Source organism: Oceanisphaera psychrotolerans (assembly GCF_001870485.1).
GTDB classification, from domain to species: domain Bacteria; phylum Pseudomonadota; class Gammaproteobacteria; order Enterobacterales; family Aeromonadaceae; genus Oceanimonas; species Oceanimonas psychrotolerans.
On record NZ_MDKE01000008.1, the window covers coordinates 21,489 to 42,113 of the forward strand.

The 20,625-nt window shown below is 57.4% G+C and carries 18 protein-coding genes, 1 tRNA gene and 1 riboswitch; of the genes, 5 read left to right on the plus strand and 14 right to left on the minus strand.

The features are described from left to right. The first annotated feature begins 28 nt into the window (after window positions 1–28). Both BFR47_RS03330 and BFR47_RS03335 read left to right on the plus strand, forming a co-directional pair. Window positions 29–1,273 (plus strand): outer membrane protein transport protein, encoded by a 1,245-nt coding sequence (locus tag BFR47_RS03330; protein ID WP_071471760.1) that lies wholly within the window; start codon window positions 29–31, stop codon window positions 1,271–1,273. A 129-nt stretch (window positions 1,274–1,402) separates the two neighbouring features. Beyond that, window positions 1,403–2,620, plus strand: coding sequence for an EAL and HDOD domain-containing protein (locus tag BFR47_RS03335; RefSeq protein WP_071471761.1), 1,218 nt, complete (start codon window positions 1,403–1,405; stop codon window positions 2,618–2,620). Between the two features lie 81 nt (window positions 2,621–2,701). On the opposite strand, the gene BFR47_RS03340 is transcribed toward BFR47_RS03335, so the two are convergent. Then, the gene (locus BFR47_RS03340; protein ID WP_071471762.1) at window positions 2,702–4,270 is read right to left on the minus strand and encodes a Na+/H+ antiporter NhaC family protein; all 1,569 of its coding nucleotides are present in this window, start codon (window positions 4,268–4,270) and stop codon (window positions 2,702–2,704) included. A 79-nt stretch (window positions 4,271–4,349) separates the two neighbouring features. Further along, window positions 4,350–4,523: riboswitch (Lysine riboswitch) on the minus strand. A 342-nt stretch (window positions 4,524–4,865) separates the two neighbouring features. Between BFR47_RS03340 and BFR47_RS03345 the strand changes: the two genes are divergently transcribed. Beyond that, window positions 4,866–5,273: an H-NS family histone-like protein gene (locus BFR47_RS03345; protein WP_071471763.1), complete on the plus strand. Its 408-nt coding sequence runs from the start codon at window positions 4,866–4,868 to the stop codon at window positions 5,271–5,273. Between the two features lie 78 nt (window positions 5,274–5,351). Here the strand turns inward: BFR47_RS03345 and BFR47_RS03350 are convergent, their stop codons facing one another. The 7 genes from BFR47_RS03350 to cmk all read right to left on the minus strand — a co-directional run bounded on the left by BFR47_RS03350 (window position 5,352) and on the right by cmk (window position 10,892). Next, on the minus strand, window positions 5,352–5,573 hold the full coding sequence (locus BFR47_RS03350; protein WP_071471764.1) for a DUF3820 family protein: 222 nt from the start codon (window positions 5,571–5,573) through the stop codon (window positions 5,352–5,354). 121 nt (window positions 5,574–5,694) lie between these two features. Further along, complete coding sequence (gene pyrF, locus BFR47_RS03355) at window positions 5,695–6,411, minus strand: orotidine-5'-phosphate decarboxylase (RefSeq protein ID WP_071471765.1); 717 nt, start codon at window positions 6,409–6,411, stop codon at window positions 5,695–5,697. 89 nt (window positions 6,412–6,500) lie between these two features. Then, window positions 6,501–7,670, minus strand: coding sequence for a lipopolysaccharide assembly protein LapB (gene lapB, locus BFR47_RS03360; protein WP_071471766.1), 1,170 nt, complete (start codon window positions 7,668–7,670; stop codon window positions 6,501–6,503). A gap of 8 nt (window positions 7,671–7,678) precedes the next feature. Further along, window positions 7,679–7,966, minus strand: a complete 288-nt coding sequence (locus BFR47_RS03365; protein WP_071471767.1) for a LapA family protein — start codon at window positions 7,964–7,966, stop codon at window positions 7,679–7,681. 109 nt (window positions 7,967–8,075) lie between these two features. Beyond that, window positions 8,076–8,357: an integration host factor subunit beta gene (gene ihfB, locus BFR47_RS03370; protein WP_071471768.1), complete on the minus strand. Its 282-nt coding sequence runs from the start codon at window positions 8,355–8,357 to the stop codon at window positions 8,076–8,078. 69 nt (window positions 8,358–8,426) lie between these two features. After that, window positions 8,427–10,100, minus strand: coding sequence for a 30S ribosomal protein S1 (gene rpsA, locus BFR47_RS03375; RefSeq protein WP_071471769.1), 1,674 nt, complete (start codon window positions 10,098–10,100; stop codon window positions 8,427–8,429). Window positions 10,101–10,211: 111 nt separating this feature from the next. Further along, a complete protein-coding gene (cmk, locus tag BFR47_RS03380; RefSeq protein ID WP_071471799.1) occupies window positions 10,212–10,892 on the minus strand; it encodes a (d)CMP kinase in 681 nt (226 codons plus the stop codon). Window positions 10,893–11,114: 222 nt separating this feature from the next. Here cmk and ribA point away from each other — a divergent pair, with 222 nt between their 5' ends. Then, on the plus strand, window positions 11,115–11,708 hold the full coding sequence (gene ribA / locus BFR47_RS03385) for a GTP cyclohydrolase II (RefSeq protein ID WP_071471770.1): 594 nt from the start codon (window positions 11,115–11,117) through the stop codon (window positions 11,706–11,708). 132 nt (window positions 11,709–11,840) lie between these two features. On the opposite strand, the gene fruA is transcribed toward ribA, so the two are convergent. The 3 genes from fruA to ptsP form a co-directional block, all read right to left on the minus strand. Then, a complete protein-coding gene (fruA, locus tag BFR47_RS03390) occupies window positions 11,841–13,526 on the minus strand; it encodes a PTS fructose transporter subunit IIBC (protein WP_139215091.1) in 1,686 nt (561 codons plus the stop codon). A gap of 61 nt (window positions 13,527–13,587) precedes the next feature. Continuing rightward, window positions 13,588–14,523: a 1-phosphofructokinase gene (pfkB, locus tag BFR47_RS03395; RefSeq protein ID WP_071471771.1), complete on the minus strand. Its 936-nt coding sequence runs from the start codon at window positions 14,521–14,523 to the stop codon at window positions 13,588–13,590. Then, on the minus strand, window positions 14,520–17,729 hold the full coding sequence (gene ptsP, locus BFR47_RS19380) for a phosphoenolpyruvate--protein phosphotransferase (protein ID WP_071471772.1): 3,210 nt from the start codon (window positions 17,727–17,729) through the stop codon (window positions 14,520–14,522). Before ptsP ends, pfkB begins: the two co-directional genes overlap by 4 nt. Before the next feature lie 177 nt (window positions 17,730–17,906). Between ptsP and cra the strand changes: the two genes are divergently transcribed. Continuing rightward, the gene (gene cra / locus BFR47_RS03405; RefSeq protein WP_071471773.1) at window positions 17,907–18,896 is read left to right on the plus strand and encodes a catabolite repressor/activator; all 990 of its coding nucleotides are present in this window, start codon (window positions 17,907–17,909) and stop codon (window positions 18,894–18,896) included. A 31-nt stretch (window positions 18,897–18,927) separates the two neighbouring features. Here cra and BFR47_RS03410 read toward each other — a convergent pair whose 3' ends face one another. The 3 genes from BFR47_RS03410 to BFR47_RS03420 all read right to left on the minus strand — a co-directional run bounded on the left by BFR47_RS03410 (window position 18,928) and on the right by BFR47_RS03420 (window position 20,498). Beyond that, window positions 18,928–19,617, minus strand: coding sequence for an SDR family NAD(P)-dependent oxidoreductase (locus BFR47_RS03410; RefSeq protein ID WP_071471774.1), 690 nt, complete (start codon window positions 19,615–19,617; stop codon window positions 18,928–18,930). A 46-nt stretch (window positions 19,618–19,663) separates the two neighbouring features. Next, the gene (locus BFR47_RS03415; protein ID WP_071471775.1) at window positions 19,664–20,326 is read right to left on the minus strand and encodes a TIGR01621 family pseudouridine synthase; all 663 of its coding nucleotides are present in this window, start codon (window positions 20,324–20,326) and stop codon (window positions 19,664–19,666) included. 81 nt (window positions 20,327–20,407) lie between these two features. Continuing rightward, window positions 20,408–20,498 (minus strand) — tRNA-Ser (locus BFR47_RS03420). Window positions 20,499–20,625 lie beyond the last annotated feature (127 nt).

A 20,625-nucleotide genomic window follows, 5' to 3' on the forward strand; every position in this document is an offset into this window, starting at 1 on the left:
TCACATCACCATGACGAGATCATCTTCAATGAGCAAAAAGACATTTAACCTGTCCATGCTCGCCGCTTCTATTACAGTAGTGGCTGGTCAGGTCCATGCCGCCGCCTTTCAGCTGGCGGAGCAGAACACCACCGGCCTGGGCCGAGCCTACGCCGGTGAAGGCGCCATCGGCGACAACGCCTCGGTGCTGGGCCGCAACCCCGCCGCCATGACACTGTTCGATCGCCCCGCCCTGTCTACCGGCTCCATTTACATCAATCCGGATGTCGATGTAACCGATAACGAAACCGGCGAACAGGCCCACGACATTGCCGACGCCGCGGTGGTGCCCTTCGTCTATTATGTGCACCCCGTTAACGAGCAATGGGTAGCCGGCTTCGGCGCCTTTACCAACTATGGCCTGGCCACCTCTTACTCTCCCGAGTTCTCTGCCGGTGAAATCGGTGGCAAGACGTCGCTGGAAACCATCAACCTGAACCCCAATCTCGCCTTCAAGGCCAGTGAGCATGTATCGCTGGGTGCCGGTTTCAATGCCGTGTATGCCGATGCGGAATTTATTCGCTATGCAGGTCAAAAAGGGGCTGGGTTACCAGGTGGGCGATCTACCGAAATCGCCAACCTTGCCGGTGACGACTGGGGTTATGGCTGGAATGTCGGCCTGCTGCTGGCAGCCGATGACCACAACCGCTGGGCGCTGACCTATCGCTCAGAAATAGACCTGACACTGGAAGGGCAATACTCGGGCCTGAAAGCAACAACACCAGGCATGGCCGAACCAGGAAAACTGGACCTGACCCTGCCGGCCATCGCCGAAGTGTCCGGCTTCCATCGGGTGCAACCCGACTGGGCCATTCACTACGGCATCATGTGGACCGAGTGGAGCAGCTTTAAAGAGCTGAAAGCACTGGGCCCACAAGGCAATGAACAGTTACAGAAAAACGAAAACTTCGACAACAGCTGGCGGATCAGCGTTGGTGCCACTCACCAGCTGAACGAGCAATGGACGCTGCGCGGCGGTCTGGCCTACGACAAGTCGCCGGTGCCGGAAGCCTTCCGTTCCATCTCGATCCCGGACGTGGACCGCACCTGGTATACCCTGGGCGCCACCTATGCCTACAGCCGGAATCTGAGTGTCGATGCCGCCTTTGCCTTCCTGAAAGGCAGCAAGGTCGCCGTTGAGCAGGAAGAAAGTGCATTCAGTCCAAGTGACTATGACATGACCTCCGGCGGCGACGCCTATTTGTTCGGTTTGCAGCTGAACTATCTCTTCTGAAAAACCGGCCGGTACAGCAAATCGTCAAGCGCCCGTTTAAGGCGCTTTATTTTATGGAGACGACTTTGTTAATACCAGACACATCCTGTATATTTGGTTGCTTATCATTAACATAGCTGGGTCTTAACAATGCACTGTTTTGTCGCCAGACAGGCAATCCTGGATAATCAGGGTAACCCGCAGGGATATGAATTGTTGTTCCGTCTCGGCCTCGATAATCGCTTTCCCGATATCGAAGCGGAGCTGGCTACTCGGCGTCTGATGGCCGAACAGTTCCTGACTCAGAAAATCGAAGAGCTCGTCGGTGAATCTCTGTGCTTTGTCAATTTTCCCGACACCCTGCTGCGTGAAGGCATGGCTGACGGCCTTCATCAGTCACAACTGGTCATTGAAGTGTTGGAAGATGCCATTCCCGACCAGGGCTTGCTGGAATGCGTAAAAAAGCTGAAAAAGCAGGGGCTTAAAATCGCCCTCGACGATCATATTCCCGACCCTGCGTGGGACGCGTTCCTGCCGGTAGTGGATATCATCAAGCTGGATTTGCGCCAGACATCACTGGAAGACTGTGCCCGCCTAATCGAACGCTGCCGTCGCTATCCACAACTGCGCTTTATTGCCGAAAAGGTAGAAACTCTGGACGAGTTTTCTGCCGCCCAGGCTGCCGGCTTTGATCTGTTTCAGGGTTATTATTTTCAGCAACCTCAGGTCATCAGCCGCCGTATTCTGACCACCAATGAAATCACGGCCTTCGAGCTATTGTCTGCAGTCAACGAGCGCGAACTCGATTTTGATCAACTGGCCAGGTTATTCAACCGTGACCTCTCCCTGTCTTATAACCTGCTACGTTATGTCAACAGCCTGCATGCCGGCACCCGGCAACAGAAAATTGATAACCTGCGCGGCGCCCTCGTCTATCTGGGTCATCAACAACTCAAGCGCTTTACCGCCCTGGTCATGACCGCCTATGTCAGCAAAAACAAGGGGATCGAGCTGCAGCGATTGTCCATGATCCGCGCCAAATGGTGTGAGCTTCTGGCCGAAAAGGTGTGCCCTTCCCTGCAGGAAGACGCTTTCATGTGCGGCTTGTTCTCATTGCTGGATGTACTGCTCGAGCTGCCGATGGACGAAGTGCTGGAGCATATTCCGCTCACCGAGCCGGTACGCCAGGCCTTGCTTGAACGCAAGGGACAGCTGGGCTTTCTGATGAGCCTGATGCTCGATCATGAACAGGCCAACTGGACCAGGCTGCAGCAGCGCCTGGACTTTATCAAACTGAGCGGTGATGTCAGCAGCCAGTGTTACGAACAGGCGGTACAATGGAGCCAGCGCCTGGCCGACACCGAATAACCCCGCCCAACAGCACAGCCACAAACAAACAGGCCCGGTATCGTGATGATACCGGGCCTGTTTGTTACGGCGCGCCGGAGATTACCGTGCCAGGGCCTGGGTGCGTTGCGTCCAGGTCCAGCCTGCCAGTACCAGCATGAAGGCCGCCAGTGCCGCCACCAGTGCCATGCCCAATGAAGCACTGTATCCCAGCGCCAGATAGCCGATCACGCTGACCAGAGCAACAGAGAGGGTATAGGGCAGCTGAGTCACCACATGGTCGATATGGTGGCACGAGGCGCCGGTGGAAGAAAGAATGGTGGTATCCGAAATGGGTGAACAATGATCACCGAAAACCGCCCCCGCCATCACCGCCGACATGCCCGGTAACAGCAGCTGCACATCAATCGCCATGGTCATGTCGGCAGCAATCGGCAGCATCACGCCAAAAGTCCCCCAGCTGGTACCGGTGGCAAAAGCCATCAGCCCGGCCAGCAGAAACAAAATCGCCGGTAGCAGGAACACCGGCATATTCTGCTGCACCAGAGACGCCAGATATTTACCGGTCTGCAATTCGCCAATCAGTCCGGCAATGGTCCAGGCAAACAACAGGATATAAATCGCCGGCAGCATGCCCTTGAGTCCGACCTTCAAGGTGTGACCCCAGTCGGAGGCCGACGCCTTGTGCTTGAGCATGGCGAAAAAGCAAACCAGCAATGCCGCTATGCCGCCAAATACCAGAGAACGCCCGACATTGGTGTTTTCCAGCGCGGCCAGCAGGCTGAACTCGCTCTGGCTCTGGGCCAGCGCCTGTGCGCCGGTCAGCAGCAGGGAGAGCACCGTTACCAACGTCAGGGTGCCTATTGCCAGAAACAGATCACGGACACGCCCCACGGTCACGCTGTGGTCCGCCACGCCCGGAGGAGTACCTTTGGCACTGTCAAACAGCTCGCCGTTCAATGCGCGCTGCTCATGCCGCGCCATGGCGCCCAGATCCCAGCCCCCCCGGATCACCAGCAACACCATCAACAAGGTAAAAATGGCATAAAAATTCATGGCTCCCATCATCAGAAAGGCACCCAGTGCGCTGTGTCCGGTAACACCGTAGCTGGTCAGGATCCCTCCTACCAGTGCAATGATATAGGCGCCCCAGGAAGAGACAGGCATGAGTACGCAAACCGGTGCGGCGGTCGAATCCAGTAAATAGGCCAGCTTTGCTCTGGAGATGTGAAAACGATCCGTGACCGGGCGGCAAATGGTGCCTACCGAAAGACTGTGAAAGTAATCATCAATAAAAAAGATAAACACCAGTAGTCCGGTCATTACTTTGGCCTGGCGTCTGTTTTTAATCCGGGACTGAGCCCAGACCGCAAACGCCAATGTCGCCCCGGTACGGCTCAGCATGCTGATAATGCAACCTAACAGCAGCAGAAACAGCAGTATATTGACGTTCCATTCATTAACGGTATTGTCGGCCCAGAGCAAGGCCGTCACATTTCCGTACAGGTGTGTTATTGCGGCCAGCGGACTGAATTGTTCAAGCAGCAAAATGCTGAGAACGATACCAACGCCAAGGGACAATAGAACACGGCGGGTAAGAATGGCCAGCACAATCGCCAGCAAGGGAGGCAGCAGAGACCAGAAGGTTTGAATAAAAGGATGTGATTCCACGACGGCACCTGAATCTGAGTTATCAACATAACTACCAGGGGCAGGAAACCGATATCAATCAATGTCGCCTTCATACTTCCCCAGCAGTAGCGCATCATGAGTAAATATTCATGACAGTATCGGCCCTTTCGGCCCCGATCCCAATCATGCCAGTTGATCAATGACATGATTTCGGCGTCACTTCCTTTCAACCAGAATAAACGGCATCACCCTGACCTGATTTACTGATAAGCTACGCACCTCTACGCAGGTAAGGCGGTGGATCTTACTGCCAAAAACAAAAAAATCAATATTTTTGACCAAAAATAATTGCACATCATTTATCCAGACTCAAATGTTGACCAGTTGAATTAACATATTCAAAACACGGCTCTAAATCCCTCCCCTTTCAACACCCGAGATAAGATAAAAAACAACCTGTTATTTTAATTGGCGACAGCGTTTTGCAAAATGCAATGCCATATTCATAACCACAATCAGGAGCTGGTTTTATATTTAATATTGCCGTAATGATTTCATCAATTAACTTGCTTCATTTCAAATGAAGCTGTAAATTTATATCATATTAAGAATATATAGCCCACAGGTGGATACCATGACTGAATTTCTAAAGACTCTACTTAATATTCGTAGCCTGCGTGCTGCTACTCGTGAACTGACTCTGGATCAGATGGAAGAAGCACTGGCCAAGCTGTCCTCCGTGATTGAAGAACAACGTGAAGCCAAAGCCGCCGAGCAAGCTGCAGCCCAGGAACGCGAGCGTAAAGTTAAAGAGCTGATGGAACAAATGGCCGCAGAAGGTATTGATATCAGCGAATTGATTGAGTTGGCCGAACCGACCAAAAAAGCCAGCGCTCCGCGCAGCAAGCGCCCCGCCAAGTATGAATATCATGATGAAAATGGCGATTACAAAACCTGGACCGGCCAGGGCCGTAAACCAGCAGTCATTCAGCAGGCCATTGAAAGTGGCGAAAAGACACTGGAAGATTTTCTTATCAAGTAAGCGTTATGCTTGCCAGGTATTAAAAAACAGGGCCTCGGGCCCTGTTTTTGTATCTGTCTTTCCCCGATGCAGAATGCCTTAACGTTGCTCCAGCAGCGCATACAGCGCCTGGTCGACACCATTCAGCTTGAGTTCGTACACCAATGCCAGTTCGGCCCCCAGCGCACCTGCCGGCCAGCCCTTGCGCTCCAGCCAGCACAGGTAAGCCATCGGCAGGCGGAGCAAAGGCCGCCCCCGGTATTTTCCGAATGGCATGGGCTTGCTGATAATGCTCAGCAGTTCTTCTGAACGCAGCGTCATACCGCTGCCACCCCGGTAATCCTCATCGCCCCTTCATCCCCCGGAAAGCGCCCAGAATAGCGCTCTGGACGCATAACAGACAGATCGCAGGCAAACCGCCATGATGGCGAAGATAAAGCGCTCAGCTGGCCACCAGGCTGAGATTGATCTGGGCCAGTACTGCCGCGGGATCGGCCGCCTGAGTGATAGGCCGGCCAATAACCAGATAATCACTGCCGGCCGCCAGCGCCTGCTCCGGTGTCATGATCCGGCGCTGATCGCCGGCATCGCTGCCTGCCGGACGAATGCCCGGCGTTACCAGTTTGAAGTCGGGACCCAGTTCGGTCTTGAGCAGACTGGCCTCCTGGGCCGAACACACCACACCGTCAAGTCCCGCCTCACGGGTCAGTCGCGCCAATGCCAGCACCTGTTCGGCCGGAGAGCGCTGTACCCCGGTCTGGTGCAGCTCCTCACCGGTCATGCTGGTCAGCACCGTCACCGCTATCAACAAGGGCGCCTTGTCGCCATAGGGCAGCAAGGCCTCACGCGCCGCCTGCATCATCCGCGAGCCACCGCTGGCATGCACGTTCACCATCCAGACCCCCAACTCGGCGGCGGCAGACACCGCCTTGGCCACGGTATTGGGAATATCGTGAAATTTCAGATCGAGAAAAACATCAAATCCCTGCTGCACCAGAGAACGCACAAAATCAGGTCCGAACAGGGTGAACATTTCCTTGCCAACCTTCAGCCGGCAACTGGCAGGATCCAGTTTGGCGATCAACGCCTTTGCCTGTTGTTCGTCGGCAAAGTCGAGGGCAATCAGGATTTTGGGATCGAAGTTTTTTGAATCTTGCATGGGTTACCTTTTCGACTTTTTGTAAGGAGTGAGGAGTGAGGGGAAACACCGCGCTTTATTGCTCCTCACTCCTGACTCCTCACGATTGTTCATTCACCATCGAGACCACGTACCGGCTTGATGCTGCCCCAATGCTTGCAGGAGGGGCACTGCCAGAATAACGTATGAGAAGAAAATCCACACTGGCCACAACGGTGGCTGGGTTTGAGCTTGATTTGTTCGGACACCAGTGAACGAAGCATATCCAGACTCTCGCGCGCCCGCCCCTCTTCGGCATTGGCCGCATGATATGACATCAGCCGGTAAAAGCCTTTCATGGTTGGATGCCGCTGCAATTGCGACAGCACCAGTTGTTCGGCGGCGAGGGTACCCTGGGTATTGCTGATTTCATCGGCCAGCATCAATACCGAACTGGCGCCGCTGTCGGCGGCGACCCATTGTTCCAGAAGCCGTACAAACTCCGACTCTTTACCCAGCGCCTGATAGCATTGCAGCAGGTCATCCAGTACCTCACTGATAAAGTCGGCATTCTGCTCGGTCACCTGCAGCAGACAATCGGCCGCCAGCGACCATTGTTGCTGGGCCATGTAAATCGCCGCCAGCCGTATATTGGCCCGGACACAGCCGGCGTCGGCCTTCAAGGCTTTCTTGAGCTGCAGAATGGCGGCCTTGGCGTCTTGCCGACGCCAATGCTGCTCGGCCAGCTCGCAGTAAAAATGCCCCATGGGGACCCGAGCCTTGATTCCTTGACGCTTCTTGAGCCGCTCGGCCACCGCAATGGCCTGCTCCCAGTCTTTCAGTTGCTGATAAATGATCATCAACTGGCTCAAGGCTTCTTCTTCATAATCGGGATCGTTTTTCAGCTCCACCAGAATATGCTCGGCCCGGTCCAGCAGGCCCGCCGCCAGAAAGTCGCGAGCCAGCTCCAGCATCGCCAGATGCCGCTGTTCGAATATCAGGTTAGGTCGGGCGACCAGGTTCTGGTGAATACGAATGGCACGATCGACTTCGCCCCGGGACCGAAACAGGTTACCCAGTGCAAGATGTGTTTCTATGGTTTCGCTGTCGACCTGCAGCAATTGTATAAAAAGATCGACCGCCTTGTCGGGCTCGTCGGAAAGCAGAAAATTTAACCCGGCAACGTATTGCCGGGAAAAATGATTGGATTTAGTCTGAGCATCCTGCCGGACTCCCCTGCGCCCCATATACCAGCCATAGGCAGCTGCGACCGGAAGCAGCAGAAACAGCAATTCCAGCATCGGGCTCGTCAATCCTTAATGGGCAGCGCCCTGAGCTCTTCCAGTTCTTTGTGCTGACGCTCAACTTTCTTGCGCAAACCGCTGTTGTTCATCTTGAGGCGCAGCAACACCAGACCGAATACCAGCCAGCCAATGGCAAAACCCGCCACAAAGACTATCGCCAGCAATGAAGAAAGACGATAGTCGCCCTGAGCCAGCAGATAATTGACATGAACCAACTGGTCATTTTGTGAGCCCAAGGTCAGCCCCACTGCAAATAGAATTGCCAGGATTACCAGGCCAAAAATAATTTTCACCTTACCCTCTCAACTTCCTGATTTTGAGTATTGGCATTATCCCGAAAAAGCACCAAGCCCGCCAGTCGGGTATCCATGAAAAGTGATATAGAACAAGTTGATGGCAAGATCAGGCTGGGTTAACCCGCTCGCGCAATTCTTTACCGGGTTTGAAATGAGGAACATATTTACCGGTCAGTTCCACTTTTTCACCGGTCTTCGGGTTACGCCCCTGGCGGGGTGCCCGATAATGTAATGAAAAACTGCCAAAGCCGCGAATTTCAATGCGGTCTCCGGTTTGCAGGGTAGAGGCCATCTGTTCAAGAATTTCCTTGATGGCGTTTTCTACTTCCTTGGCGGAGAGATGGCCGTATTGCTCTGACAGCCGCTCTATCAGATCGGATTTGGTCATGATGGTTTTCTCCTGATCACCAAACAACAAAAAGGGGGCGCGAAGGCCCCCTTTTGAATTCGGACAGGCTTATTCGCCTTTAGCCGCCTTGAAAGCTTCGGCCATGGCACTCAAACCAACATCTTCAGGTTGCTGCTGGTTCAGGTTTTCCATTACCACTTTCTCTTCAGCTTCGTCTTTCGCGCGGATAGACAGGCTGAGGGTGCGGTTCTTGCGATCAACGCCCATGAAGCGTGCTTCGATTTCTTCACCAACCTTCAGGACGGTGGAAGCATCTTCGATACGGTCGCGAGAGATGTCGGCAACGCGGACATAACCTTCCACGCCTTCTTCCATCTCAACCACGGCGCCTTTGGCGTCAACGGCAGTGATAGTACCCTTAACGATAGCACCTTTCTTGTTGTCAGACAGGTACTTATTGAAAGGATCTTCGTCGATTTGCTTCACGCCCAGGCTGATGCGCTCGCGCTCGGGATCGACCTGCAGAACCACGGCGTCGATTTCGTCGCCTTTCTTGAATTCACGAACGGCGTCGTCACCGTTGGCGTTCCAGGAAATGTCGGACAGGTGAACCAGACCGTCGATGCCGCCGTCCAGACCGATGAAGATACCGAAGTCAGTGATAGACTTGATCTTGCCGGAAACACGGTCGCCCTTGTTGTGGGTTTCTGCAAACAGCTGCCACGGGTTGGATTTGCACTGCTTCAGACCCAGAGAGATACGACGACGCTCTTCGTCGATATCCAGCACCATCACGTCTACGCTGTCGCCAACGGAAACAACCTTGGACGGGTGGATGTTCTTGTTGGTCCAATCCATTTCGGATACGTGCACCAGGCCTTCAACGCCTTCTTCGATTTCAACGAAGCAGCCGTAGTCGGTCAGGTTGGTCACGCGGCCAGACAGACGAGTGCCTTCCGGGTAACGGTTGGCGATATCGACCCACGGATCTTCGCCCAGCTGCTTCAGACCCAGAGACACACGAGTGCGCTCACGGTCGAACTTCAGGACTTTAACGTTGATTTCGTCACCCACGTTCACGATTTCGCTTGGATGCTTAACGCGCTTCCAGGCCATGTCGGTGATGTGCAGCAGGCCGTCTACGCCGCCCAGGTCTACGAAAGCACCGTAGTCGGTCAGGTTCTTGACGATACCCTTGACTTCCTGGCCTTCCTGCAGGTTTTCCAGCAGCTGCTCGCGCTCGACGCTGTTTTCGGTTTCGATCACGGCACGGCGAGAAACAACAACGTTGTTACGCTTCTGGTCCAGCTTGATAACCTTGAACTCAAGCTCTTTACCTTCCAGGTGCAGAGTGTCGCGTACCGGGCGCACGTCGACCAGAGAGCCGGGCAGGAAGGCACGAATGGTGTTCACTTCTACGGTGAAACCACCCTTGACCTTGCCGTTGATCACACCGATAACGGTTTCCTGATCTTCGTAGGCTTTTTCCAGTTGCAGCCAGGCTTCGTGACGCTTGGCCTTTTCGCGGGAAAGCAGAGTCTCGCCGAAACCGTCTTCTACCGCGTCCAGCGCTACGTCTACTACGTCGCCAACGCTGATTTCCAGCTCGCCCTGGTTGTTTTTGAACTGCTCGGCAGGGATAGCGGATTCAGACTTCAGGCCTGCGTCTACCAGAACGATACCGTTCTCGATGGCTACAACAGTACCTTTAACAATGGAACCCGGACGGGTTTCCAGTTCTTTCAGAGACTCTTCAAAGAGTTGAGCAAAAGATTCAATCATGTTTAATGAATACACTTTTTTTAAAGTTGAACATCCACAGGGCAATCCGGCACCAGTGGGGTGATTAACGTAGACCTTCCTCTTCCTTGAAGCGGGCATTGCCAAATTGCATCAGCGACCGAGCTTAACCTTAGTATGACTCAGCACTTTGTCCAGCACCTGAGCAATGGACATGGTGGTAGAGTCAATAATCAGGGCATCCTCGGCCGCCTTAAGGGGCGCCACGGCTCGATTGCGATCTCGCTCGTCACGCGCCTGAATTTCGCTTAAAAGGCGGTCAAAGCTAACATCAAAGCCCTTGTCTTGCAACTGATTAAGCCGGCGACGCGCCCTTTCCTCGGCGCTGGCGTCGAGGAAAATTTTGACCTGAGCATCGGGGAAAACCACTGTCCCCATATCACGGCCATCGGCAATCAGGCCCGGCTGGCCGCGAAAGGCGCGCTGACGCCGGAGCAATGCTTCCCGCACCCGCGGAAAGGCGGCCACCTTGCTGGCGGCTTCGCCGATCTGCTCGGTTCGAATGGAACGGGACACGTCCTCCCCTTCCAGTATGGTCTTGATATGGCCATCCACCACCGGGAACTGCACATCCAGGTGGGCCGCCAGCGGCATCAGGCCGCTTTCATCGTCCAGCGCCACATTATGATGCCGGGCCGCCAGTGCCAGCACACGATAAATTGCGCCGGAGTCAAGCAGATGCCATTCCAGTTTTTCGGCCAGCAACTGACAAAGGGTTCCCTTGCCGGCGCCGCCCGGGCCATCAACAGTAATGACGGGAGCTTGTTCAGTCATGGCATTCTCCAGTAAATCATTGGTCTGGGCACTCATCCAAGGTGCCGCGCGGCCGGCATTATAACCGAGTTGAGCAATAAAGGCATAACTTACAATCCATTAACACGAATCAGAAAATCCTGATAAGCCATCCCCTGGCACATATTGTGCCTATACCTGCACGTCCATCCGCTTTACAATGATTACCATTTTTTGTTGCTTGATAATCAAAAGAGGAACGCCATGAGCAGTGTTACCCGGATGGCAAACTCAAAATTGCCGACACCCTGGGGCACCTTTACCCTGATCGGGTTTGAAGAAAAAGGCACCGGCAAGGATCATGCCGCCCTGGTAATGGGGAATATCGATGATGGCCAGCCGGTACTGGGCCGTATTCATTCCGAATGCCTGACCGGTGATGCCCTGTTCAGCCTGCGTTGCGACTGCGGTTTTCAGTTGCAGGCGGCTCTGGAAAACATCGCCAAAGAGGGGCGCGGCATACTGCTCTATGTACGCCAGGAAGGCCGGGGCATCGGTCTGCTCAACAAGATCCATGCCTACCATCTGCAGGATCAGGGCAAGGACACGGTAGAAGCCAACGTGGAACTGGGCTTTGCCGCCGACATGCGTGACTACACCATCTGTGCCGATATGCTGCACAGCCTGGGTGTCAAACAGATGAAGCTGATGACCAACAACCCGCGCAAGGTCAAGGCCATGGAAAACTTCGGTATCGAGGTGGTGGAGCGGGTGCCACTGCAGGAGGGGCGCAATCCCTTCAACGAGGGTTACCTTGACACCAAGGCCGGCAAGCTGGGTCATATGCTGAAAAGCTGAATCTAACGCTTCCCGCCTTCAACAAAAAGCCCCGGGCCACTGGCCCGGGGCTTTTTGCTGGGAAACCACGGTAGGCAGGGATTAGCCAATAAACCCGGCAGCCAGCCAGAGTCAATCCCTGATAATTAACCCTTAAGCACGCTTTTCCTGAACCTGTTCTTGTCCTGCCAGCATCTGAGCGTCGCTGCGCTTGAGTACCGAATACAGAACACCGGTGACGATGGCGCCTGCCGCAATGGCGACGATATACCATAGCAGGGCGGTCACCGCATTGGGGATAAAGAACACGAAGATACCACCGTGAGGGGCCAGCAGCTTGGCGCCGAACAACATCGACAGGGCGCCGGCCAGGGCACCACCCAGCATACAGCTCGGGATCACCCGCAGTGGGTCCCGGGCGGCGAAGGGAATGGCCCCTTCGGAGATAAAGCACAGACCCAGCACAAAAGATGCCTTGCCCGCTTCCCGCTCGTTGTCATTGAACTTGCTTCGGGCCAGGAAGGTGGCGATACCCATGCCCAGCGCCGGTACCATACCTGCGGCCATTACCGCCGCCATGGGCGCATAGGTTTCCGAGGCCAGCAGGCCAACACCGAAGGCATAGGCCGCCTTGTTGACCGGACCACCCATGTCGAAGCACATCATGGCACCGAGCAAGATGCCCAGCAGCACCGCGTTGGCCGAGCCCATGTTGTTGAGAAAGACGGTCATGGCGTTCATGATGCCGGCGACCGGGCCCCCCACCACATAGATCATCACCAGACCGGTAAACAGACTGGCCAGCAGCGGGATCAGCAGGATTGGCTTGAGGGCTTCCAGGCTCTTGGGCATGGGCACCTTGGTTGCCAGCCAGCGGGCGCTGTAACCGGCCAGGAAACCGGCGGCGATACCACCGAGGAAGCCTGCACCCAGGGAGCTGGCCAGCATGCCGCCGATCATGCCGGGGGCAATACCCGGACGGTCGGCGATGGAATAGGCGATGTAGCCGGCCAGTACCGGGATCATCAGGGCAAATGCCGAGGCTCCGCCGATCTGCATCAGCGCCGCGGCCAGGGTCCCTTCCTCTTTAAAGGCCTCGATCCCGAACACGAATGACAGGGCGATGATCAGACCACCGGCCACCACCATCGGCAGCATGAAGGACACCCCGGTCAGCAGGTGCTGATAGGGACCGGCCTTTTTCTTGTCATCCGTCTTTTCACTGCTGCTCCGGGCCTGATGCTGCAGCACCGCCGCCTCGGCCAGGGCCGTTTCTATGGTCAGCTTCGGCTTTTTCAACGCCTGACCGGTACTGGTGCGATAGACACGCTTGCCGTTGAAGCGCGCCAGGTCCACCTCGATATCGGCGGCGACAATCACGCAATCGGCGACGGCAATATCCTCGGCAGTCAGCGCATTTTGCGCCCCGACCGAGCCCTGGGTTTCTACCTTGATATCGAAGCCCATGGCCTTGGCGGTTTCGTTCAATGCCTCGGCCGACATAAAGGTATGGGCAACGCCGGTCGGACAGGCCGTGACCGCGACCAGACGGGTTTTACCCGTGGTCACGGTCGCACTGGCCTGCAGTACCTCGGCTTCCTCCGCCGCCTGCTGCAGATACCCCTTGGGGTTATTCAACGCGGGCTGAATGTCGCTCTGGTACACGCGTTTACCGCTGAAGCGGGACAGATCCAGCGCGGTACCGGCGGCCACCACCAGCTCGGCCTCGGCAATCTGCGCTTCGGTAAAGGGCGTCACCGGCTCAAGCTGGCTGTGACATTCCATCGCCACATTCCAGCCCAGATCAGTTGCGGCCTGGCGCAGCACCCGTGCCGCCATGTAGCTGCTGGCCACCCCCGACGGCAGGTGGTAATAATCAATGTTTTCATCGGAGTTCCTTTCATGCTTCTACCTGTTCGACCACGATGGCCTGCTCATAACCATTCAGTTCTTTCTGATTACGGATACCCACGCCGACTTGAGTCACGGCCATCACCGACAGGGCACAGGCACGGCGCAGGGCTTTTTCTTCCGACAATCCTTCAACAAAACCGGCGCACAGGCCGGCAACCAGAGAATCACCGGCGCCGACCGTGCTGATCACTTTTACCTGGGGAACCCGGGCACGCCAGTATCCATTGGGGCCGAACCAGTGCACGCCGTCTTCACCGGCCGACACCACCACATGGTCGATGCCCTGCTTCTGGATTTCCCGGGCACAGGTGACCAGATCCATGCCCTCGCTGATCGGTCGACCCACCAGGTCCGCCAGTTCATCGATGTTGGGTTTGATCAGAGAGGGCAGGCCCTTGATACCAGCCCGGAGGGCGCCACCGCTGGCATCCAGCAAGACCTGCTTGCCCCGGCCCCGCCACATTTCAATCATGCCTTCCAGCTGCTGGGGGCGAACCCCGGGCGGCAGGCTGCCCGCCACCACCAAGGTCTCGAAACTGCCCGCCAGCGACTCCAGTCGGGCCAGCAAGCGGTTCCACTCGGTATCGGATACCTGCAGCCCGGGCAAATTGATATCGGTCACCCGCCCGCTGGCTTCGCTCACCTTGACGTTGACCCGGGTATCCCCGGCCAGGCGTACGAAGGCGTCATCGATGCCGTACTGGTTGAACAGGGCACGGAAGGCCGCGTCGTTGTCCAGGCCGAGGAAACCGCTGACCGTGGGGGTATGCCCCAGGTCGCTGAGCACCCGGGCCACGTTGATGCCCTTGCCTGCCGCCCCCAGATAACCGGCCTTGGCCAGGTTCACGCTGCCGGCGGTCAGTTGATCCAGTGTCACCGTCAAATCCAGGGCCGGATTCAGGGTCAGTGTCAGAATACTCATTTTGCTTCTCCTACCAGAGCACGCACGCTCCCGGCATCTTGTGCCACCAGGGCCTGTTCGGCCAGTTCACGGCAGCGAGACAGGCTCCATTCCCGTACCTGAGCCTTGACCAGAGGGACCCGTTTCAGACTGACCGACAGCTCGTCCACACCCAGGCCCAGCAATATCGGCAATGCCTTGGGATCCGAGCCCATCTCACCGCAGACCCCCACCCATTTACCCTTGGCATGGGCGGCATCTACCGTCATCTTGATCAGCCGCAGCACCGCCGGGTTCATGGCATCGGACAGGGAGGACAGCTCACCATTGCCACGGTCCACCGCCAGGGTGTACTGGGTCAGGTCATTGGTGCCGATGCTGAAGAAATCGGCTTCTTCTGCAAACACATGGGCATTGAGGGCGGCAGAAGGCACTTCAATCATGATGCCCAGCTGTACATCCGGGGCCTGCACCTCGGCCTGAACCCGGTCGAACATTTCCTTGGCCCAGCGCCATTCGGACCAGTCGGCCACCATCGGGAACATGATGCGAATCGGCTGCTTGCCGGCGGCGGTCAGCAGGGCGCGCAACTGGGTTTCGAGCAGTTCCGGCTTCTGCATGCACAGGCGGATACCGCGTACCCCGAGGAAGGGGTTCTCTTCTTTCGGTACGGGCCAGTACGGCAGCGGCTTGTCGCCACCTACGTCCAGGGTACGGGCCACCAGGGGGCGACCATCCAGGGCATCGATAACTTTCTTGTACTCGGCGGTCTGGGCAGCCAGATCAGGGGCGCTGCTCTGGGCCATGAACACGAACTCGGTACGCAGCAGCCCGACGCCTTCGGCACCGGCCTCCACCGCCTCAACCGCCTTGGCGGTGTCACCCAGGTTGGCACAGACTTCAATCCTGTGCTGATCGAGGGTGGTCGCATGCTGATCGCGACTGGCCCAGGCTTTCTCCGCCAGCTCTTTTTCCTGTTGCTGGCGCACCTTGGCCTGTTCCAGCGCATCCTGTTCCGGTGCGACCCACAGGGTGCCGGCCTCGCCGTCGAGGATGACCTGGGTATCCTGCGCCAGGGTCATTACCCCACCGCCCATGCCCACCAGAGCGGGAATGCCCAGGGAGCGGGCCAGAATGGCGCTGTGAGAGGATGCGCCACCACCGGCGGTAACCATGCCCAGTACCTTGGCCGGGTCCATGTTGACCACATCGGAAGGACCTATGTCTTCCGCCACCCAGATATAGGGTGTAGCGGGTTTTTCGAGCAGGGGGGTATTACACAGAATCGCCATCACCCGGCGACCGATATCACGGATGTCGGCGGCCCGCTCGGCCAGCAGCGTATCGGGACTGGCAGCCTGCAGGGTAGCGGCGGAGTCGATTTCCGACCACCAGGCCGCTTGGACAGACAGCCCCTGCTTGATGCGCTCCACCGCCCCTTCGGCCAGGGACGGATCGTCCAGCAGCTCCCGGTGCATGGCCATGATTTCCTTCGCCTGGATCTGCGTCGCCGCCTCCACACTGGCGGCCAGGTCTTCATCCGCCTGCTTGAGGGCGGCATGCAGCTTGGCCTGCTCGGCGGCAGCGTCAGCGGCCTTTTGCGGATAGTCAAAGACCGGCGCGGCTTCAACAAATACCGGCCCGATGGCGGTACCCGGCGAGGCGGGCACGCCTTGCAGCTCGGTGTTGGGGCCGATGTCATGCACCTGATGCATTTCGGGTTGGCTGGGAGTGTCGGTCGCCGCCTCCGGCTGCACCGCCGGTGCCGCCACCAGAGTACCGATATCTTCGCCCAGGCCGCTCTCGACCGCCTCGACCAGACCGCTCAGGGCCTGCTCCGCATCGGCACCTTCGGCCTTGAACACCAGCTGATGGCCGGCCTTGACACCCAGGCTTATCACCTTCATCAGGCTCTTGGCCGAGACGCTGTGACCATCGCCATCCAGATTGCGCATCTCGATCTTGGCTTCGAATTTCTTGGCGGTCTGCACCAGCATGGCACCGGGGCGGGCATGCAGGCCATGGGCATTGCGTATGGTCACCAGCCGCTCATTGGCGGCCAGGCCCGGGGTGGCTTCGGTGGAGGATACTGCTTCGGACGCAGCCGGCCCGGCGGCAACTGCCACCGTCTCTTCTCCCAGACCGGACTCCACGGCCGCAACCAGTCCTTTCAACGCTTCATCGGCATCTTCACCGGTCGCACTGAAGGCCAGAGTATGGCCCACTTTAACGCCCAAGGTCATGATTTTCATCAGGCTTTTCGCCGACACCGGCTTGCCTGAGCCATCCAGGTTACGCACCTGGATATCGGCCTTGAATTGTTTGGCCACTTTCACCAGCGCGGCACCGGGGCGGGCATGCAAGCCATGAGGGTTGCACACCTGTACCTGAAGTTCGCCACCGGCGGCCTTGCCCGGCCCCTTGTTCAGGGCGGCTAACAGCGCCTCGGCCGATGCCTGACTGGCCAGTTCCGTGCCCTGTCCCTCTACCAGCCAGTCGGCCAGCTGATTCAGGATGTTTTTATGGCTGCTGCCGCTGGACGCCAGGGTCAGCAAACCCTGCACCGGTTGCTGCTGATGCTCGAATGCGGTCGCGGCGGTGACCAGTGCCACCTTGGCCTCTTTGCTGGCTGCTACCTGGCTCAACCACCAGCCCTGTCCCAGGTGATTCGCATTGCCAAGTGCCTGTTGCTCTGCCGCATCCGCGCCCATCAGCGCACAGGCCTGCTCGACCAGTTGTGACAACGAGCTGGCGGCCACCCGGGCACCCAGCTGCGAGACACTCAGCTCAATCTGAGCTTCCTCCCCTTGCAGCAACTGCAGGATATCCTGCGGCTGGCGGGCAGCTCGAACCTGCTCGGCCAGACCATCACGCGACAGGGCTCGGGCCAGCTGTTTCAACAGATCCAGGTGTTCATCAGAACCGGCGGCGATACCCAGCACCAGATAGGCTTTTTCACCGTCACCCCAGTCCACGCCTTCCGGCAAATGGATGGCCCTGATCCCGGTTTTCAGCACCAGATGCCGGGTGTCCAGAGTGCCGTGGGGGATGGCGATCCCTTGTCCCAGGTAAGTGGCGGTTTGCGCTTCTCGGGCCAGCATCGCGCTGCCATAGCCAGCAGCCGCCAGGCCATCACGCTCCAGCCAGTTTGCCAGTTCGGCAATGACCGATGGTTTATCGCTCAGCTGAGCCCCTATTTGTACATCTTGTGTAGATAGTGAAAGCATGACACCACTCGCATGTTACAAGGATATATACACCCTGTGTCTTGGTTGAAATATAAAGTTACTAATCTGATCTTGTATGTTGAATGCATCCTGAATCGTTTCAGCAAATCTCGCAAGTTATCCGCATCGAGAGATCACCATGGTATGATCCAGTGCACATTTTTACGGATTATTGACATGAAATTGGATGAAGTGGCCCGCCTGGCCGGCGTGTCCCGTACCACCGCCAGCTATGTGATCAATGGCAAGGCCGAACAGCACCGGATCAGCAAGGCCACCCAGGACAAGGTGATGTCGGTGGTCAAGGCCCATAACTATCAACCGGACCGGCAGGCAGCGGCCTTGCGTGGCGCCCAGTCCCACACCCTGGGTCTGATCGTGCCCGACCTGGACAACCCCAGCTATGCCCGCCTGGCCAAGATGCTGGAATGGCAGGCCCGCCAGGCCGGTTTTCAAATGTTGATTACCTGCTCCGACGATGATCCGGACACAGAACGGGAACTGGCAATGATGCTCAGGAGCCGCCGGGTCGATGCCCTGATCGTGGCCTCCTGCCTGCCAGCGGATGACGCTTTCTACCTGCGCCTCAACCGAAGCCTGCCGGTGATTGGCCTCGACCGCATACTGCCTTCGCCGCTTATTTCGATCAGCAGCGAAGACCGGGCCGCCTCATTCCGGCTGGCCCTGACCCTGCTCACCCCCGAGCTGGAAAAGGTCTGGCTGCTTTCCGCCGCCCCGCACCTGGGCATCAGCCTGGAACGGGAACAGGGATTTGTGAAGGTGATGAACGCCACCGGGGTACCCCACCAGGTACTCTATTGCGAACGTTTTGAACGGCAATCAGCCTTTCGCCAGCTCAATGAACTGCAAGGCGTCGACTGGCAACGGCCCCAGGCCATCATGACCACGGCGTTTGTATTGCTGGAGGGGGCGCTCGATTACTTTCATCAATACCATTCACAGATCCCGCCCAGGCTGAGACTGGGCGCCTTCGGCGATCACCGCCTGCTCAATTTCCTGTCCAGTCCGGTCAACACCATGGCTCAGGATCATCACATGATGGCTCAGCAGGTACTGGCGCTCACCCTGGATGCCATACGTGGCAACTATCGCAGCGGCCACTACCCGGTCCCGCGGATCCTGCACCGGCGCCTGTCAAAGCAGTAACAACGCCGAACACACCTGGGTTTGACAGCCATCATGGCTCGATCAGGCTGCCATCCCAAGCATAGAGGTTACCCGACTGTGCCGGTGTCAGCCGATCCAGTACCCACAGCAGGTGCTCCGCGGCCACCTCGGGGGCTTGCAACTGGCCCTCGGCCAGACCGGAGTGGAAGGGTGCCGACAGTGCCGTGGCCACCGTGCCCGGATGCAGCCCCACCACGCAGGCGGCGGGAAAGCGCCGCTGCCACTCGATGCTCAGGGTTTTGATCGCCATGTTGAGCGCCGCCTTGCTGATGCGATAGCTGTACCAGCCGCCGGCTCGGTTGTCGCTTATGCTGCCCACTCGCGCCGACAAGGCGGCAAACAGCAGCGGCTGCTGGCTGGATAAGCGAGTAGAAAGCAGCCGGGCCATGGCCAGGGTGGGCCAGGTGTTAATGTGGATACTGTTGGCGAGCGCCGTCTCGGTGACGTGTTCTATGCGCTTTTCCGGCTGCTGTTCGCCCTGGTGGAGCATGCCGAGGGTATTGATGACCCGCTCCGGCAGCGGCAACTCTCGGGTAACCTCGGTCAGCGCCGCGAGATCGGTGTTGTCCACCGTCCGCCAGTCAACCCCGTCCACACCGGGGTCGGTGCGGCTGAACAGCACGACCTTATCGCCCCGCTCGAGGCATGCCCGGGCCAGAGCCCGGCCGATGCCGCCGCCACCCATTATCCAATACTGCATCCGGTCTCTCCTTGTCGCGATTCGTGATCGGGAAGGATGACCGAGTTTAGTCGACTTTGCTTGCCGCCATTATTTCCGAGGCCCAGCCTTCCAGCCCGGCGGCGTGGCGGATGAACTGTTCTCCTTCTACCAGCGGTGCCCGTACCCGGACCTGCTCGCCCCCAAAGGAGAAACTCAGTTGCCAGGCATGCAGATAACCCCGGTCTGCCGGACTGCCTCCGTAACGGCTGTCACCCAGAATGGGGCAGCCCTGGCTTTTCAGCGCCACCCGCAACTGGTGGGTCTTGCCGGTCTGCGGCTGCAGTAAAAAGGCGCGCAGCCCTTCGGCCAGCAGACAACTGTGAAAACGGGTAATGGCCGGATTGTGCTGAGTACGACACAGTTTCCAGCTGCCGCCGCGTGCCTTTTCCATGTCGCCCTTGATCAGGCCCTGCTTTTTGGTCGGTTTGTGATCCGACAGTGCCAGATACCACTTGCGGGTGCTGCGTTCGGCAAACTGACGACTGAGTTCGCGATTGGCATCCGGATTACGGGCCAGCAGCAAGACACCGGTGGTGATTTTGTCTAGCCGGTGCACCGGATACAGGGGCTCGCCCCGGTTTTCGCTGAGCTGGCGTACCAGTCCCGGCTGATCTCCTTCCTGATGCATGCCGATGCCGGCCGGCTTGTTGATGACGAGGTAATCGCGATGTTCCAGCAGAATGTCCATAAAGGCCTCTGAACCAGGGTCTGTAAACCTTGAAATGCAAAAAGCCCGCTGCGAATAAACGCAGCGGGCTTCTCTGTGGTATGGCGGAGGAGCAGGGATTTGAACCCTGGGTGGGCTATAAACCCACGCCGGTTTTCAAGACCGGTGCATTAAACCACTCTGCCACCCCTCCGACGGCACGCATACTACCCAAGGACGACCGGTCTTGTAAACTGATAAATGCCGATACCGGTCTGAGTGGGCATTAAATGATCACCATGGCGCCATTTAACGGAGCAAGCCCTTGAATTCGGGAACAG

Bases quoted from the DNA above. Each gene is read 5' to 3' on its own strand.
- BFR47_RS03410 (WP_071471774.1), bottom strand. From the start codon at position 19,617: ATGCAGTATTGGATAATGGGTGGCGGCGGCATCGGCCGGGCTCTGGCC.
- BFR47_RS03335 (WP_071471761.1), top strand. From the start codon at position 1,403: ATGCACTGTTTTGTCGCCAGACAGGCAATCCTGGATAATCAGGGTAAC.
- rpsA (WP_071471769.1), bottom strand. From the start codon at position 10,100: ATGATTGAATCTTTTGCTCAACTCTTTGAAGAGTCTCTGAAAGAACTG.
- fruA (WP_139215091.1), bottom strand. From the start codon at position 13,526: ATGGCGGCACGGGTGCTGCGCCAGGCCGCAACTGATCTGGGCTGGAAT.
- ihfB (WP_071471768.1), bottom strand. From the start codon at position 8,357: ATGACCAAATCCGATCTGATAGAGCGGCTGTCAGAGCAATACGGCCAT.
- ribA (WP_071471770.1), top strand. From the start codon at position 11,115: ATGAGCAGTGTTACCCGGATGGCAAACTCAAAATTGCCGACACCCTGG.
- BFR47_RS03345 (WP_071471763.1), top strand. From the start codon at position 4,866: ATGACTGAATTTCTAAAGACTCTACTTAATATTCGTAGCCTGCGTGCT.
- ptsP (WP_071471772.1), bottom strand. From the start codon at position 17,729: ATGCTTTCACTATCTACACAAGATGTACAAATAGGGGCTCAGCTGAGC.
- BFR47_RS03350 (WP_071471764.1), bottom strand. From the start codon at position 5,573: ATGACGCTGCGTTCAGAAGAACTGCTGAGCATTATCAGCAAGCCCATG.
- pfkB (WP_071471771.1), bottom strand. From the start codon at position 14,523: ATGAGTATTCTGACACTGACCCTGAATCCGGCCCTGGATTTGACGGTG.
- BFR47_RS03415 (WP_071471775.1), bottom strand. From the start codon at position 20,326: ATGGACATTCTGCTGGAACATCGCGATTACCTCGTCATCAACAAGCCG.
- cra (WP_071471773.1), top strand. From the start codon at position 17,907: ATGAAATTGGATGAAGTGGCCCGCCTGGCCGGCGTGTCCCGTACCACC.
- lapB (WP_071471766.1), bottom strand. From the start codon at position 7,670: ATGCTGGAATTGCTGTTTCTGCTGCTTCCGGTCGCAGCTGCCTATGGC.
- BFR47_RS03330 (WP_071471760.1), top strand. From the start codon at position 29: ATGAGCAAAAAGACATTTAACCTGTCCATGCTCGCCGCTTCTATTACA.
- pyrF (WP_071471765.1), bottom strand. From the start codon at position 6,411: ATGCAAGATTCAAAAAACTTCGATCCCAAAATCCTGATTGCCCTCGAC.
- cmk (WP_071471799.1), bottom strand. From the start codon at position 10,892: ATGACTGAACAAGCTCCCGTCATTACTGTTGATGGCCCGGGCGGCGCC.